The organism is Streptomyces blastmyceticus (assembly GCF_039521185.1).
Lineage (GTDB): Bacteria > Actinomycetota > Actinomycetes > Streptomycetales > Streptomycetaceae > Streptomyces > Streptomyces blastmyceticus.
The window spans coordinates 46790-62006 of record NZ_BAAABW010000003.1; the positions used below are offsets into that span (position 1 = coordinate 46790).

The 15217-nt window shown below is 73.1% G+C and carries 15 protein-coding genes; 11 read left to right on the forward strand and 4 right to left on the reverse strand.

Translation table 11 applies throughout. From position 1 onward, the window contains the following. Positions 1-9 precede the first annotated feature (9 nt). Positions 10-1248: a glycosyltransferase 87 family protein gene (locus ABD269_RS04060; protein WP_425572825.1), complete on the reverse strand. Its 1239-nt coding sequence runs from the start codon at positions 1246-1248 to the stop codon at positions 10-12. A gap of 153 nt (positions 1249-1401) precedes the next feature. Here ABD269_RS04060 and ABD269_RS04065 point away from each other — a divergent pair, with 153 nt between their 5' ends. Beyond that, positions 1402-2544: a glycosyltransferase family 4 protein gene (locus tag ABD269_RS04065; RefSeq protein ID WP_344116104.1), complete on the forward strand. Its 1143-nt coding sequence runs from the start codon at positions 1402-1404 to the stop codon at positions 2542-2544. 153 nt (positions 2545-2697) lie between these two features. Here the strand turns inward: ABD269_RS04065 and ABD269_RS04070 are convergent, their stop codons facing one another. Continuing rightward, positions 2698-4494: an AMP-dependent synthetase/ligase gene (locus ABD269_RS04070; protein WP_301887950.1), complete on the reverse strand. Its 1797-nt coding sequence runs from the start codon at positions 4492-4494 to the stop codon at positions 2698-2700. 267 nt (positions 4495-4761) lie between these two features. On the opposite strand from ABD269_RS04070, the gene ABD269_RS04075 reads away from it, so the two are divergent. The 6 genes from ABD269_RS04075 to ABD269_RS04100 all read left to right on the forward strand — a co-directional run bounded on the left by ABD269_RS04075 (position 4762) and on the right by ABD269_RS04100 (position 9753). Beyond that, positions 4762-5535 (forward strand): metallophosphoesterase family protein, encoded by a 774-nt coding sequence (locus ABD269_RS04075; protein WP_344116108.1) that lies wholly within the window; start codon positions 4762-4764, stop codon positions 5533-5535. Positions 5536-5605: 70 nt separating this feature from the next. Then, a complete protein-coding gene (locus ABD269_RS04080; protein WP_301887952.1) occupies positions 5606-6058 on the forward strand; it encodes an SRPBCC family protein in 453 nt (150 codons plus the stop codon). A 67-nt stretch (positions 6059-6125) separates the two neighbouring features. Beyond that, entirely contained in the window at positions 6126-7436 is a 1311-nt protein-coding gene (locus tag ABD269_RS04085) for an ArsA family ATPase (protein WP_344116111.1), read from the forward strand. A gap of 56 nt (positions 7437-7492) precedes the next feature. After that, entirely contained in the window at positions 7493-7954 is a 462-nt protein-coding gene (locus ABD269_RS04090) for a DUF5304 domain-containing protein (RefSeq protein ID WP_301887954.1), read from the forward strand. Between the two features lie 57 nt (positions 7955-8011). After that, on the forward strand, positions 8012-8953 hold the full coding sequence (locus tag ABD269_RS04095) for an ROK family glucokinase (RefSeq protein ID WP_116211285.1): 942 nt from the start codon (positions 8012-8014) through the stop codon (positions 8951-8953). Positions 8954-9003: 50 nt separating this feature from the next. Then, the gene (locus tag ABD269_RS04100) at positions 9004-9753 is read left to right on the forward strand and encodes an endonuclease/exonuclease/phosphatase family protein (protein ID WP_344116149.1); all 750 of its coding nucleotides are present in this window, start codon (positions 9004-9006) and stop codon (positions 9751-9753) included. Between the two features lie 126 nt (positions 9754-9879). On the opposite strand, the gene ABD269_RS04105 is transcribed toward ABD269_RS04100, so the two are convergent. After that, positions 9880-10455, reverse strand: coding sequence for a hypothetical protein (locus tag ABD269_RS04105; RefSeq protein ID WP_344116114.1), 576 nt, complete (start codon positions 10453-10455; stop codon positions 9880-9882). Continuing rightward, positions 10448-11227 carry an alpha/beta hydrolase gene (locus ABD269_RS04110; RefSeq protein WP_344116116.1) on the reverse strand — a complete coding sequence of 260 codons (780 nt, stop codon included), beginning with the start codon at positions 11225-11227 and terminating at the stop codon, positions 10448-10450. Before ABD269_RS04110 ends, ABD269_RS04105 begins: the two co-directional genes overlap by 8 nt. Before the next feature lie 127 nt (positions 11228-11354). Between ABD269_RS04110 and ABD269_RS04115 the strand changes: the two genes are divergently transcribed. From ABD269_RS04115 to ABD269_RS04130, 4 genes are read left to right on the forward strand one after another with little or no spacing between them, the layout of a single operon-like run. Continuing rightward, positions 11355-12101 (forward strand): lysophospholipid acyltransferase family protein, encoded by a 747-nt coding sequence (locus tag ABD269_RS04115; protein WP_205519343.1) that lies wholly within the window; start codon positions 11355-11357, stop codon positions 12099-12101. A gap of 27 nt (positions 12102-12128) precedes the next feature. Further along, on the forward strand, positions 12129-13352 hold the full coding sequence (gene macS / locus ABD269_RS04120; protein WP_344116118.1) for a MacS family sensor histidine kinase: 1224 nt from the start codon (positions 12129-12131) through the stop codon (positions 13350-13352). Continuing rightward, on the forward strand, positions 13349-14020 hold the full coding sequence (locus ABD269_RS04125; RefSeq protein ID WP_344116120.1) for a response regulator: 672 nt from the start codon (positions 13349-13351) through the stop codon (positions 14018-14020). Before macS ends, ABD269_RS04125 begins: the two co-directional genes overlap by 4 nt. A gap of 43 nt (positions 14021-14063) precedes the next feature. After that, positions 14064-15095, forward strand: coding sequence for a 6-phosphofructokinase (locus tag ABD269_RS04130; protein ID WP_301887964.1), 1032 nt, complete (start codon positions 14064-14066; stop codon positions 15093-15095). Positions 15096-15217: the final 122 nt, after the last annotated feature.

Genomic DNA, 15217 nt, shown 5'->3' on the forward strand with positions numbered 1-15217 from the left:
GACACCGGGTCAGCCGGCGGTCAGCGCCGGCTCCTTCTCCGCGGGCGGGTCCGTCGCACCGGAGGGCCCCGCCCTGGTCACCGTCTCCCGCCACAGCCGGGCGCAGGAGATGACCGTCGCCACCACCAGCAGGGTGTTGCGCAGGGCCAGCGTCGCGACGCCCAGCTTGTCGCTGGCCACCACATGGGAGAACCAGATGGGGAACTCGAGCTGGGTCAGCGGGGCCGCCAGCAGCACCAGCGCGATGGGCAGGCCCTGACGCGTCGTCCGCATCGTCATGCAGACCGCGGCGAGGCCGATCAGCCAGACCACGTACTGCGGGCTGATCACCCGGCTCGTCGTGGTGAACAGCAGGACGGCCGCGAAGGCCGCGTCGGACGGGGTGCACGCCGTGAACCTCCGCGCGCGCAGCCGCCACACCAGCAGCCAGCCGAAGGCCAGCACGGTCAGGGCGAGCGCGAGCCTGCTGACCGTGTGGACGTACCGCCCGAGGAACTCCACCGAGCCGTAGTTCAGCCGGGCGTGGCCGTGCCAGCCCACGTGCCGGCCCAGATGGAAGACCAGCGACCCCAGCGACTCCACCTCCGTGCCCCGGGCCCGCTGGAACGTCAGGAACGCCAGCGCCCCCGGCATCGTCACCGCGAACAGCAGCCCGATGCCCGCCGCCCCCAGCGCCGCGGCGGTCCAGGCCGTACGGGTGCGCGGGCCGCGCGGCGTCCCGACGAGCAGCAGCACGGGCCAGACCTTCAGCAGCGCGCCGAAGCCCATGAGCACCCCCGCCAGCCGGGTCCGGCGGCCCGCCGCCAGCAGGGCCGCGACCGCGACGGCCGTCACCATCACGTCATAGCGCGCATAGACGATCGGCCCCAGCAGCGGCACCCCCACCACCCACACCCAGACCCCCTTCGCGCTGCGCCTGCCGCCCCGCACCGCGTACAGCAGCAGCGCGAAAACCGCGGCGTCCGCGAGGAAGCACACCAGGAAGAACGCCGGGGCGTAGTCGAGGAACGGCAGCAGCCCCGGGGCGAGCACGGCGAGCGCGGCGGCCGGCGGGTACTGCCAGGTCACGTCGTCGTACGGGAAGATGCCGGTGCGCAGCACCCCGTACCAGCCCTGGTAGATCACCTCGATGTCGACGGAGACGTCCGAACCCGGCATCACCCACACCCGGAACACGCACAACAGCAGCACGGCCCGGGTGACGGCCCACACCGCGATCGAGAGCCGCAATCCAGCGCCCGCCATCATTCACCTCGTTCTCCACGGTCCTCACCTGCCGTGAGCACCCCGCCGCTGGAAGGCATGATGCCCGCCCGGACCGCCCACGGCCGGTGACGTGCCGGTACACGGCGCCGTTGCCGCCCGATCGCCGCCCCCGGACACCCGGTACTGTCGGGCCCGATGGACAAGACCCTGATCGTCACCAACGACTTCCCGCCCCGGCCCGGCGGCATCCAGGCGTTCCTGCACAACATGGCGCTGCGCCTGGACCCGTCGGAGATCGTCGTCTACGCCTCCACCTGGAAGCGCGGCCAGGAGGGCGCGGAGGCCACCGCCCGCTTCGACGCCGAGCAGCCCTTCCCGGTCGTCCGCGACCGCACGACCATGTTGCTGCCCACGCCCCGGGTCACCCGGCGCGCGGCCGGGCTGCTGCGCGAACACGGCTGCTCCTCCGTATGGTTCGGGGCCGCCGCGCCGCTCGGGCTGATGGCGCCCGCGCTGCGCCGGGCCGGTGCCCGGCGGCTCGTCGCCACGACCCACGGCCACGAGGCGGGCTGGGCGCAGCTGCCCGCCGCCCGGCAGCTGCTGCGGCGGATCGGGGAGGGCACGGACACCCTCACCTACCTGGGGGAGTACACCCGGTCCCGGATCGCCGGCGCGCTGACCCCCGAGGCGGCCGCGCGGATGGTCCAACTGCCGCCCGGCGTCGACGAGAAGACCTTCCACCCGGGCTCCGGCGGCGACGCCGTACGGGCCCGCCTCGGGCTCGCCGACCGCCCCGTCGTCGTCTGCGTCTCCCGGCTCGTCCCCCGCAAGGGCCAGGACACGCTGATCCAGGCGATGCCGAGGATCCTGGCGGCCGTACCGGACGCGGTCCTGCTGGTCGTCGGCGGCGGCCCCTACGCGAAGGACCTGCGCAAGCTGGCCGAAGAGACCGGCGTCGCCGACGCCGTCCGTTTCACCGGACCCGTCCCGTGGGAGGAACTGCCCGCGCACTACGGGGCGGGCGACGTCTTCGCGATGCCGTGCCGCACGCGGCGGGGCGGGCTGGACGTCGAGGGCCTCGGCATCGTCTACCTGGAGGCGTCGGCGACGGGGCTTCCGGTGGTGGCGGGCGATTCGGGCGGGGCGCCGGATGCGGTTCTGGACGGCGAGACGGGGTTTGTGGTCCGGGGTGGCTCGCCGGAGCAGTCGGCCGACCGCATCGTGACGCTGCTGCGTGATCCCGCGCTGCGCGCGCGCATGGGTGAGCGGGGGCGGGCGTGGGTGGAGGAGCGGTGGCGCTGGGATTTGCTGGCGAACCGCTTGCGGGAGCTCCTGTAACTGGGGCTCCGCCCCAGACCCCGGTCCTCAAACTCCCCCAGCTACCGCTGGGAGGTGCCCCCACGGGCTGGTTTTCCAGCCCGTCCGGCGTTTGAGGACGCGCCCGCAGGGCGCTCCGCCGCAGGCGCAACGCACCCGCACCCAGAGCCGCCGCTACCCGCGGTAAATGGCCTCGATCTCGTCCGCGAAGTCCTTCGCCACAACATTCCGCTTCAGCTTCAGCGACGGCGTCACATGCCCCGACTCCTCCGTGAACTGCGCCGGCAGGATGCGGAATTTGCGTACCGACTCCGCCTTGGAGACCGCCGCGTTCCCGTCGTCGACGGCCTTCTGCACGGCCGCCAGCAGGTCCGGGTCGTCCGCCAGTTCCGCGGGCGTCGTGCCGGCCGGCTTGCCGTTGTCGGCGAGCCAGCGCGGCAGGAAGTCCTCGTCGAGGGTGATCAGCGCGCCGACGAACGGGCGGGCGTCGCCGACGACCATGCACTCGGCGATCAAGGCGTGCGCGCGGATGCGGTCCTCGATGACCGCGGGGGCGACGTTCTTGCCGCCCGCGGTGACGATGATCTCCTTCTTCCGGCCCGTGATCGTGAGGTAGCCGTCCTCGTCGAGCGTGCCCAGGTCACCGGTGTGGAACCAGCCGTCGGAGAGGGCGTCCGCGGTGGCGGCCTCGTTGTTCCAGTAGCCCTGGAAGAGGTGCTCGCCGTGCAGCAGGACCTCGCCGTCGTCGGCGATCCGGACGACCGAGCCGGGCAGCGGCTGCCCGACCGTACCGATCTTCTGCCGGTCCCAGGGGTTGAAGGCGGTCGCCGCGCAGGACTCCGTGAGGCCGTAGCCCTCCAGGACGGTGAAGCCGATGCCCCGGTAGAAGTGGCCGAGGCGCTCGCCCAGCGGCGCGCCCCCGGAGATCGCGTGGGTCGCCCGGCCGCCGAGCACGGCACGCAGCTTGCCGTAGACGAGCCGGTCGAAGATCGCGTGCTTGATGCGGAGCCCGAACGACGGCCCGCCGGGGTTGTCCATGGACCGGCTGTACGCGATCGCCGTGTCCGCGGCCCGGTCGAAGATCTTGCCCTTGCCGTCGGCCTGCGCCTTGGCGCGCGCCGAGTTGTAGACCTTCTCGAAGACGCGCGGAACGCCGAGGATCAGCGTCGGCCGGAAGGCGGCGAGCTCCTCCGTGAGATTCCGGATGTCCGGGACGCAGCCCAGCTTGATGGGCGCGAGCACCGCCGAGATCTCGACCAGCCGCCCGAAGACATGGGCGGTGGGCAGGAAGAGCAGCACCGAGGAGTCGCCCGTGCGGAACAGCGGCTTGAGCCGCTCCACCGCGTTGCCGCACTCGACGAAGAAGCTGCGGTGGGTCAGCACACAGCCCTTGGGGCGCCCGGTGGTGCCGGAGGTGTAGACGATGGTCGCGGGCGAGTCGGCGTTGGCGAGCGCGCTGCGCTCGTCCACCTCCTCGTCGGTCAGTCCTTCCCCGGCCGTGCCCAGCCGGCCCACGGCGTCGTCCTCGATCCGCCAGACGTGCCGCAGCTCCGGCAGCCGGTCCCTGACGGACGCGACGGCGCTCTCGTGCGCCTCGGTCTCCACCAGGCAGGCGACGGCGCCGGAGTCGCCGAGGATCCACTGGATCTGCTCGGCCGAGCTCGTCTCGTAGACCGGCACGGTCACCGCGCCCGCGCTCCAGATGGCGAAGTCCAGCAGCGTCCACTCGTAGCGGGTGCGGGACATCAGCCCCACGCGGTCGCCCGGCCGGACACCGGAAGCCATGAGTCCCTTGGCGGCGGCGCGGACCTCGGCGAGGAAGGCGGCTGCGGTGACGTCCTCCCAGCGGCCGTCGACCTTGCGCCCTATGACGGCGACGTCGGGGCGCTGCGCGGCGTTGCGGCGGATCAGATCCGTCAGGTTTCCGTCCGCAGGGACCTCATAGAGGGCCGGAAGGCTGAACTCGCGCAAGACTGCTGCTCCTCGTCGGGCGCCGGCGCCGCCGCGTCTTTGAGGGGCGCTGCGTCGGCTGCGGTCCATGATCAGGCAAGGGGGGTATTGGACTGCCCGGACGTTACCCACCAGTACGGCTTTCGAATAGGGGTGGCGCCCAGATGTTCTGTGCGTCACACGCCACCGGACCGCCTTCCGCACCCTAGCCCCTCCGCTTGGTGACCGGGAAGTAACCGCAGGTCGGGGACCTTCCGACGGCTGCCCGCAGACCCTAGGGTGATCCGTATGCGAGGTGGCTTCAGAGTTCACGTGGTCAGCGATGTGCACGGCAACAGCGAGGGGCTCGCACGCGCGGGCGACGGCGCCGACGCCGTGGTCTGCCTCGGCGACCTCATCCTCTTCCTCGACTACGCGGACCACTCGCGCGGCATCTTCCCCGAGCTCTTCGGCGTCGAGAACGCCGACCGGATCGTGGAGCTGCGCACCGCCCGCCGCTTCGAGGAGGCCCGCGAGCTGGGTCGGAGGCTGTGGGCCGGCGTCGACCGCGACGCCGCGATCGAGTCCGCGGTCCGCAAGCAGTACGCCGAACTCTTCGCCGCCTTCCCCACCCCCACCTACGCCACCTACGGCAACGTCGACATCCCCCGGCTCTGGCCGGAGTACGCAGCCCCCGGCACCACCGTCCTCGACGGCGAGCGCGTCGAGATCGGCGGCCGCGTCTTCGGCTTCGTCGGCGGTGGCCTGCAAACGCCCATGCGGACGCCCTTCGAGATCGGCGCCGAGGAGTACGCCGCCAAGATCGAGGCACTCGGCCACGTCGACGTCCTCTGCTCGCACATCCCGCCCGACGTGCCCGAACTCTGCTACGACACCGTCGCCCGCCGCTTCGAGACCGGCAGCGCCGCCCTGCTGGAGGCGATCCGCGCGACCCGCCCCCGCTACGCGCTCTTCGGCCACGTCCACCAGCCGCTCGCGCGCCGGATGCGCATCGGCGCGACCGAGTGCGTCAACGTCGGCCACTTCGCCTCCAGCGGTACACCCTGGGTGCTGGAGTGGTGACGCGCGCCGGGATGTAGCCTTCACCGGCAGGCATACGAGGCGGCGGGACCGGTACGGAGGAGCCACGGAGATGGCGGAACACACCAGCTCGAGCATCACGATCGAGGCGACCCCCGCCGATGTCATGGCGGTGATCGCAGACTTCGACCGCTACGCGGAGTGGACCGGGGAGGTCAAGCAGGCGGAGGTGCTCGAGAAGGACGAGCAGGGCCGCGCCGCACAGGTGCGCCTCGTCCTCGACGCGGGCGCGATCAAGGACGACCACACGCTGGCCTACAGCTGGCCCGCGGAGAACGTCGTCAGCTGGTCCCTGGTCAAGTCCCAGATGCTGCGGCAGCTCGACGGCTCGTACAGCCTGGAGCCGGAGGCCGGCGGCAGCCACACCAAGGTGACCTACCAGCTCACCGTCGACGTCAAGATCCCCATGCTCGGCATGATCAAGCGCAAGGCCGAGAAGGTCATCATCGACCGGGCCCTCGACGGCCTGAAGCAGCGCGTCGAGAGCGGCGCGGCGAAGTCCTGACCCGTCGCCGGGCGGAGCCCCGGCGACGGCGCCGCACCACACCAGGTCACATCAGGAGGCACCCCCCTTGCGTACGGTCCTCGTCACCGGCACCGGCGGCGCGGGCCGCACCACCGCCGCCGCGGCCACGGCGCTCGCCGCGGCCCGGCGGGGCCGCCGCGTCCTGCTGCTCACCACCGACCGCGGCCCCGCGCCCGACGCGGTGCTCGGCACCGCCCTGCCGCTGCCGCCCGCGGACGGCACGGCCGGTGCGCCCTGGGCCCGGCCCGTCGAGGCGGCACCCGGCCTGTGGGCCGCCCGCGTCGCCACCGGCGAGCACTTCCAGGACCGCGCCCGCGACCTCCAGGAGCGCGGCGCCTCCCTCTTCGACCTCCTCGGCGCCACCCCCCTCGACCCCGAGGAGCTCACCGAACTCCCCGGCGCCGAGCCGCTCGCCGTCCTCGCCGCCCTGCGCGCCGCCCACACCGCCGCCGCGTGGGACCTGCTCGTCGTCGACATGCCGCCCGCGCACGAGACCGTGCGCCTCCTCGCCCTGCCCGAGCAACTGCGCCGCTACCTGCGGCGGCTGCTGCCCGCCGAGCGGCAGGCGGCCCGCGCCCTGCGCCCGATGCTCGCCCAGCTGGCCGGGGTGCCGATGCCCGCGCAGCGGCTGTACGAGACCGCGGAGCGCTGGGAGGCCGAACTCGCCGCCGTCCAGGACGTCATCGAGGCGGGCGGCACGACCGTACGCCTCGTCGCCGACCCCGGGCCGCTCGCCGTCGACGCGCTGCGCCTCACCCGCGCCGGGCTCGCCCTCCAGGGCTGCCGCCTCGACGCCCTCGTCGCCAACCGCGTGCTGCCCGCCGGCGACGGCGCCGCGGGCGACTCCTGGCTGGCCGGGCTCGTCGCGGAGCAGCAGACCGCCCTCAAGGCGCTCTACGAGGAGTACCTGATCGACGGCGTCACCCTCTGTGAACTGCCGCACCTCGGCCGTGACCCCCGCGGCCACGAGGACCTCGGCGCGCTCGTCGACGGCGCCGCGTCGACGACGATCGGCGGCGCGGGCGGCACCGTCGGGATCGTCGAGGGCGAGGGCCTGGCCGACGAGCTCGACGGCTGGCCCGCCACCGGCCCCGAGCCCGACGCCTGGACCGTGGAGGACCGGCTGGCCGCCGACGGGGTGCTGCTCTGGCGGCTGCCGCTGCCCGGCGCCGACCGCGACGCCCTCGACCTCATACGCAGGGGCGACGAACTCATCGTCGGCGTCGGCCCGTTCCGCCGCGTCCTGCCCCTGCCGTCGGCGCTGCGGCGCTGCACCGTCTCGGGGGCGGGCCTGCGCGACGGGGCGCTGTGCGTGCGCTTCACGCCCGACCCCGCCCTCTGGCCGCGGACCGTCTGAACGCCGTTCCACCGTTCAGGTAACGTCGGAGGAAATTCCAGTCGCAGGAGTCCGCCATGAGCGATGCCACCGAGCGCCCCGCACCCGACGCGGCGGCCGATCCCGATGCCTGGGAGCAGGCGTGCGCAGAGGATCTCGCCGCGGAGCGGGCCCGCCGCAGAGGCCGGGACCAGCAGCCCGGCAGTGCCGCCGAGGAGCTGCGCAAGCTCGTCGACGCCGTGACCGAGAAGGTCTCCGCCCTCCAGCTGCCGCTGGCCGGAGCGGCCGCCCAGGAGGTCGTCCAGCAGGTCATCGCCCAGGCGAAGGCCGCCGTCGAACCGGTCATCGAGCGCAACCCCGATGTCTTCGACCACCTCGCCTCCGCGGGCTCCGAGCTCCTCGCCGCCTACCGCGCGGCCGTCCAGGGCCAGGAGGCCCGCTGGACGCGCGGCGAGAGCGCGAAGCCCGCCGAGGGGTCCGACGGGCCCGGCCGGGGCGATGCGGGAGCGGGCGGTACCGAACGCATCGACCTCGACTGACCTGGGCCTCCGGTACGGTGGGTCGCGGCGGGGTTCGAGCGAATAACTGAGGGATACATGGGACTCACCATCGGCGTCGACATCGGCGGCACGAAGATCGCGGCCGGCGTGGTCGACGAGGAGGGCAAGATCCTCGCGACGTGCAAGGTACCGACCCCGTCGACACCCGAAGGCGTCGTCGACGCCATCGCGGACGCGGTACGCACGGTCAGCGCCGACCACGAGGTCGAGGCCGTCGGCATCGGCGCCGCCGGCTATGTGGACGACAAGCGGGCCACGGTCCTCTTCGCCCCGAACATCAACTGGCGCCACGAGGCGCTGAAGGACAAGGTCGAGCAGCGCGTCGGCCTCCCCGTCGTCGTGGAGAACGACGCCAACGCCGCGGCCTGGGGCGAGTACCGCTTCGGCGCCGGCCAGGGCCACGACGACGTCATCTGCATCACGCTGGGCACCGGCCTCGGCGGCGGCATCATCATCGGCAACAAGCTGCGCCGCGGACGCTTCGGCGTGGCCGCCGAGTTCGGCCACATCCGGGTCGTGCCGGACGGCCTGCTGTGCGGCTGCGGCAGCCAGGGCTGCTGGGAGCAGTACGCCTCCGGGCGGGCCCTCGTCCGCTACGCCCGGCAGCGCGCCCAGGCCACCCCGGAGAACGCCGAGATCCTCCTCGGCCTCGGTGACGGCACCCCCGAGGGCATCGAGGGCAAGCACATCAGCGACGCGGCCCGCCAGGGCGACCCGGTGGCCATCGACTCCTTCCGGGAGCTGGCCCGTTGGGCCGGGGCCGGCCTCGCCGACCTCGCCTCGCTCTTCGACCCGTCGGCGTTCATCGTCGGCGGCGGCGTCTCCGACGAGGGCGACCTCGTCCTCGACCCGATCCGCAAGTCCTTCCGCCGCTGGCTGGTCGGCGGCCAGTGGCGCCCGCACGCCCAGGTGCTGGCCGCGCAACTGGGCGGCAAGGCGGGCCTCGTGGGCGCGGCGGACCTGGCCCGCCAGGGCTGACCCAAGGGCCCGTGAGGGCTTTCCGGACGTTGTAGCACCGAGGAGTGATGATGCTCGCGGATCTGCCCCCGTCGCGCACGGAGTCCGACGGTTCGGCCGTCGTCCGCGTGCTCAGCTACAACGTCCGTTCCATGCGTGACGACGTGGGGGCGCTGGCCCGGGTGATCCGGGCCTGCGCCCCCGACGTCGTCTGCGTCCAGGAGGCGCCGCGCTTCTTCCGCTGGCGCAAGGCCGCGGCCCGGCTGGCCCGTACGTCCGAGCTCGTCCATGTCACAGGCGGGGCCACCGCCTCCGGGCCCATGGTCCTGTCCTCGCTGCGGGCCACCGTGGAGCGCACGGAGGACATCCTGCTGCCCCGCACGCCGGGACTGCACCAACGCGGCTTCGCCACCGCCGTGCTGCGCTTCGGCCGGGCCCGGCTCGGCGTCCTCAGCTGCCACTTGAGCATCAAGGACCAGGAGCGGTACGGGCAGGGGAAGCTGCTGCTCGACACGCTGGCCGCCCTGGACGTCCCGCACGCCGTCGCCGCCGGTGACCTCAACGACCGCCCCGACGGCCGGACGTTCGGCCTCCTCGCGGACGCGCTCCAGGACGGCTGGGCCACGAAGCCGTGGGGGCGCGAGCACACGACCCGGCTCGGCGACCCGCTCCAGCGGATCGACGCGGTCTTCGCGACGGAGGGGGTCGAGGTGCTGGGGTGTGGCGTGCCGATGGGGTTGCCGGGGGTGGCTGAGGTCGACTTGCGGGTGGCGACGGATCATCTGCCGGTGCTGGCGGCTCTGCGGGTGCCGGCTTCGTAGCACGGGGCTTGTTCCCCTGCCCCGCCCCTTCCCGAAACTGGGGGCAAGCCCCCAGACCCCCGAACCGCGCTCCGCGCGGTGTCCTCAAACGCCGGACGGGCTGGATTTTCGCGGGCCCGTATGGGGTCAGACCACCGCGCCGCGGCCCGGGTCGTCGTCCTCCTCGTCGGTGTCCTTCATGCGGAGCACCAGCGTCGCGAAGCCGCCGAGGAAGCCGCCCACGCCGAGCGTGGTGATCCACCAGGTCAGCTCCTGGCGCAGCAGCACCATGATCAGCAGGAGCAGCGGGCCGCCCAGCACCGCGATCCACGCGAAGCGGGCGGTGACGTCGCCGGTGGGGACCGGCGGCGGCTCCGGGGGCACGAAGTGGCCCTCGTCCGGCTCGTCGAAGTCGTCCTCGCCCGTGGCGCCCGGGGTGTCCCAGTCGCGCGGGCCCACCCCCGGGGCGTAGACGACGAAGCTGCCCACTGGCCGGTCCTGGCCCTCCGGCGGTGCCGGCGGGGTCTTCGCGGCGGCCTCCGGATCCTCCGGCGCCGCCTCGGGGGAGGCGTCGGTGACATCGCCGGAGGCGGGCCAGCGGCCCGCCTCGGGGTCGGGCTGCTCCCCGTACGCGGCGACGAGCTCCGCCCACGCGGCGTCCTCGTCCAGGGGGTCGCGGCTCTCGTCGCGGTCGCGGTCGTGGTCCGCGTCGCGCTCAGCCACGGGAGGCCGTCCCCACTTCGCCGACCCCCGCGGAGAGCCGGCTGATGAACGCGAACGTCTCGTCGAAGATCAGCTCCGCGTCGTGGTCCAGGGTCGCCACGTGATAGCTGTGCTCCAGCAGCCGCTCGGTGACGTCGCGCGAGGAGACCCGGGCCAGGATGCGCGCCGAGTCCACGGGCGGCACCACATGGTCCTCGGGGCTGTGCAGCAGCAGCAACGGCTGTGTCACCTGGGGCAGTTCGGAGTCCAGCGCCCGCAGGCCCCGGCGGAAGGAGTGCGCCGCGTGCAGCGGCACCCGGTCGTAGCCGACCTCCTCGTTGCCCGGCTTGGCGATGTCGCTGGCGATGCCCTTGGACGAGGGCAGCAGATGGCGCGCCACCGGCAGCGCCTTCGCGGCGAGGCCGTGCACCTTGTTGGCCGGGTTGACCAGGACGATGCCCTTGATCGCGTCGCCGTGCCTGGCCGCCAGCCGCAGGGTCAGCGCCCCGCCCATGGACAGGCCGCAGACGAAGACCTCGGAGCAGCGCTCCCGCAGCTCGCCCAGCGCGCGGTCGACCTCCGCGTACCAGTCCTGCCAGCCGGTGAGCTGCATGTCCTGCCAGCGGGTGCCGTGCCCGGGCAGCAGCGGCAGCGAGACGGACAGTCCGCGCTCCGCGAGATGCTCGGCCCAGGGCCGAACGGACTGCGGGGAACCGGTGAAGCCGTGGCACACGAGGACGCCGACCTCTCCGCCGTCGTGGCGGAACGGCTCGGCGCCGGGGAGGAGCGGCACCGGAATCTCCGATCGATGGAACGGGAAAAGGGGTCTGGCCCTCAGCGTACGCGGAGCGCCGCACGGCGGGTAGGCAGGTTAAGGTCTCCTCGTCACTACAGGAGGTTCTCGGTTGTTCTACGGCGCTATGAAGCTGTCCATCGGCGGGTCGCTGAAGCTTGCCTTCCGGCCGTGGGTGGAGGGCTTGGAGAACATCCCGGCCGAGGGGCCCGCGATCCTGGCGAGCAACCACCTGTCGTTCTCGGACTCCTTCTTCCTCCCCGCGGTGCTGGATCGCAAGATCACCTTTATCGCGAAGCAGGAATACTTCACCTCCCCGGGTGTCAAGGGAAAGCTGACGGCCGCGTTCTTCAAGGGTGTGGGCCAGCTGCCCGTCGACCGTTCGGGCGGCCGCGGGGCCGGCGAAGCGGCGATCAAGAGCGGTCTCGAGGTGTTGGAGCGCGGTGAGCTGTTCGGCATCTACCCGGAGGGCACCCGCTCCCCGGACGGCCGCCTCTACCGCGGCAAGCCCGGCGGCCTGGCCCGGGTGGCGCTGCTGTCCGGCGCCCCCGTCATCCCCGTCGCCATGATCGACACCGAGAAGGTGCAGCCCCCGGGCAAGGTCCTGCCCAAGATGATCAGGCCGGGCATCCGGATCGGCGAACCGCTGGACTTCAGCCGCTACCACGGCATGGACGGCGACCGCTTCATCCTGCGCTCGGTGACCGACGAGGTCATGTACAAGATCATGGAGCTGTCCGGCCAGGAGTACGTCGACATCTACGCGACCGCCGCCAAGCGGCAGATCGCGGACGAGGCGAAGCGCAAGGCCGAGGAGGAGAAGGCGGCGAAGGCCGCCGGACTCGACAAGGCGGACAAGCGGCCCGAGGCGTAGCCGCGCCCGGACCGGGGGGTTGGGTCGATGACACCGCGCAGCAGGAAGCCGCGCGTCGTACGGATGTCGGTGGAGCTGCCGCTGTGGCGCGCGCTGACCGGCTACCGCATTCTGACGCTCGGCTACGCACTCGCACTGTTCTTCCTGAACTACCGCGAGTACGCCCATCCGCCCGGCGCAGCGCTCTATATGGGCGCACTCACCCTCTGGATGCTGCTGACCTGGAACCGGGTCACCTCCCCCGAGCGCTGCACCAAACGGTTCCTCGTCGCCGACCTGGCCGTCGCGCTGGGCGGGATCCTGCTCACCTCCGTCGTCGACTCCGCCGAGCGCATCGACGGCGGCGCGGCCACCCTCCCGTCCATCTGGGCGGGCGGCGCCGTACTGGGCTGCGCCATCAAGGGCGGCTGGCGCTGGGCGATCGTCGGCTCCACCCTGGTGGCCGCCGCCAACCTCGCCGAGCGCGGCGGCCCGGCCCGCGACACCGTCCACAACGTGCTGCTGGTGTGGGTCTCCAGCGTCGCCATCGGCTACATCGTGGAGGTCGCCCGGGCCAGTGAGCGCACGCTCGCCCGCGCCCTGCAGATCGAGGCGGCCACCCGCGAGCGCGAACGGCTCGCCCGCGACATCCACGACGGCGTCCTCCAGGTGCTCGCCATGGTGCAGCGCCGCGGCGCCGCGCTGGGCGGCGAGGCCGCCGAGCTCGGCCGGATGGCGGGCGAGCAGGAGATCGCCCTGCGCACCCTGGTCGCCGGGGGCCTGCTGCCCCCGCAGGCCTCACCGGAGCAGCTCGCCGACGACGCGGAGCTGCTGCGGTCCGTGGGGACCGCGCCACGGCCCCCCGAGGGGCCCTGCGACGTGGGGGCGCTGCTCGCACCGCACGCGGGAGCCGCCGTCTCCTTCGCCGGGCCCGGCACCCCCGTCCTGCTGGAGGCGGCCGCGGCGGCGGAGCTGGCGGCCGCCGTCGGGGCCGCCCTGGACAATGTCCGCAAGCACGCCGGGGACGGCGCGCGGGCCTGGATCCTGCTGGAGGACGAGCCGGACGCGGTGATCGTCACCGTGCGGGACGACGGCCCGGGCATCGCCGAGGGCAGGCTGGCGGCGGCGGAACGGGAGGGGCGCATGGGCGTCGCCCTGTCGATCCGCGGCCGGCTGCGGGACCTGGGCGGCAGCGCCGAGCTGCTGTCCGTGCCCGGCCAGGGCACAGAAGTCGAATTGAAAGTTCCACGGGGGAGCGGGGTCGGGAAATGAGAGACGAGCAGAACGTGAAGGTCATGGTGGTCGACGACCACCCCATGTGGCGCGACGCCGTCGCCCGCGACCTGGCCGCCGCCGGGTTCGACGTGGTGGCGACCGCCGGCGACGGCCCCCAGGCGGTACGCCGGGCCCGCGCCGCCGCACCCGACGTGCTGGTCCTGGACCTCAACCTGCCCGGCCTGCCCGGCGTCGCCGTCTGCAAGGAGCTCGTCGGCGAGAACCCCGCGCTGCGCGTCCTGGTGCTCTCCGCGAGCGGCGAGCACGCGGACGTCCTGGAGGCCGTGAAGTCCGGCGCGACCGGCTATCTCCTGAAGTCCGCCAGCACCGAGGAGCTGCTGGACGCCGTCCGCCGGACGGCCGCGGGCGACCCGGTGTTCACCCCCGGCCTGGCCGGACTGGTCCTCGGGGAGTACCGCAGGCTGGCCGCCGACCCGGCCCCCGCCGCCCCCGACGAGCCGAAGGCGCCCCGGCTGACCGACCGCGAGACCGAGGTGCTGCGGCTCGTCGCCAAGGGACTCTCGTACAAGCAAATCGCCGAACGGCTGGTTATTTCGCACCGGACGGTGCAGAACCATGTTCAGAACACCTTGGGCAAACTCCAGTTGCACAACCGCGTGGAGCTCGTGCGCTACGCGATAGAGCGAGGTCTCGACGGCGCCTGACCGTTCCCGGCCGGGCGGTGTCCCCGGCTGAAGGGAGATTGTCATGCGGGTCGGAATGCTGACCGGCGGCGGTGACTGCCCCGGGCTCAACGCGGTCATCCGCGCCGCCGTCCGCAAGGGCGTCCAGGACTACGGTCACGAATTCATCGGCTACCGCGACGGCTGGCGGGGGCTGGTCCAGGGCAGCACCGTGCCGCTCGGCATCCCCGCCGTGCGCGGCATCCTGCCCCGGGGCGGCACGGTGCTCGGCTCCTCGCGCACCAACCCCTTCAAGGACCCGGACGGCGTCCACCGGATCCGGGAGAACCTCGCCAAGGACGACGTCGACGCCCTCATCGCCATCGGCGGCGAGGACACCCTCGGCGTCGCCGCCCGGCTCCACGAGGAACACGGCATCCGCTGCGTCGGCGTCCCCAAGACCATCGACAACGACCTCTCCGCCACGGACTACACCTTCGGCTTCGACACCGCCGTCAACATCGCCACCGAGGCCATCGACCGGCTGCACACCACCGCCGAGTCCCACATGCGGGTCCTCGTCGTCGAGGTCATGGGCCGGCACGCGGGCTGGATCGCCCTCCACTCCGGCCTCGCCGGGGGCGCCAACGTCATCCTCATCCCCGAGCAGCGCTTCGACCTCGAAGAGGTCTGCGGCTGGGTCACCTCCCGGTTCCGCGCCAGCTACGCCCCGATCGTCGTCGTCGCCGAGGGAGCCATGCCGCAGGACGGCGACCTCGTGCTCAAGGGCGCCGCCGCGCACGACTCCTTCGGCCACGTCCGGCTGTCCGGGGTGGGCGAGTGGCTGGCGAAGGAGATCGAACAGCGCACGGGCAAGGAGGCCCGCACGATCGTGCTGGGGCATGTGCAGCGCGGGGGGACGCCGAGCGCGTTCGACCGGTGGCTGGCCACGCGCTTCGGTCTGCACGCGATCGCGGCGGTGCGCGACGGGGACTTCGGGCGGATGGTCGCGCTGCGCGGCACGGACATCGTCCGCGTTCCGCTGCGCGATGCGACGGCGCGCCTGAAGACGGTCCCGGCGCCGCTGTACGAGGAGGCCCGCACGTTCTTCGGCTGACGCCGGTTCGCCGCCTGCGGCGGGGGCGCCCTGCGGGCGCGTCCTCAAACGCCGGACGGGCTGAAATCAGCCCGTCCGGCGTTTGAGGACAGCGCGCGAAGCGTGCTTCGGGGTCTGGGGCG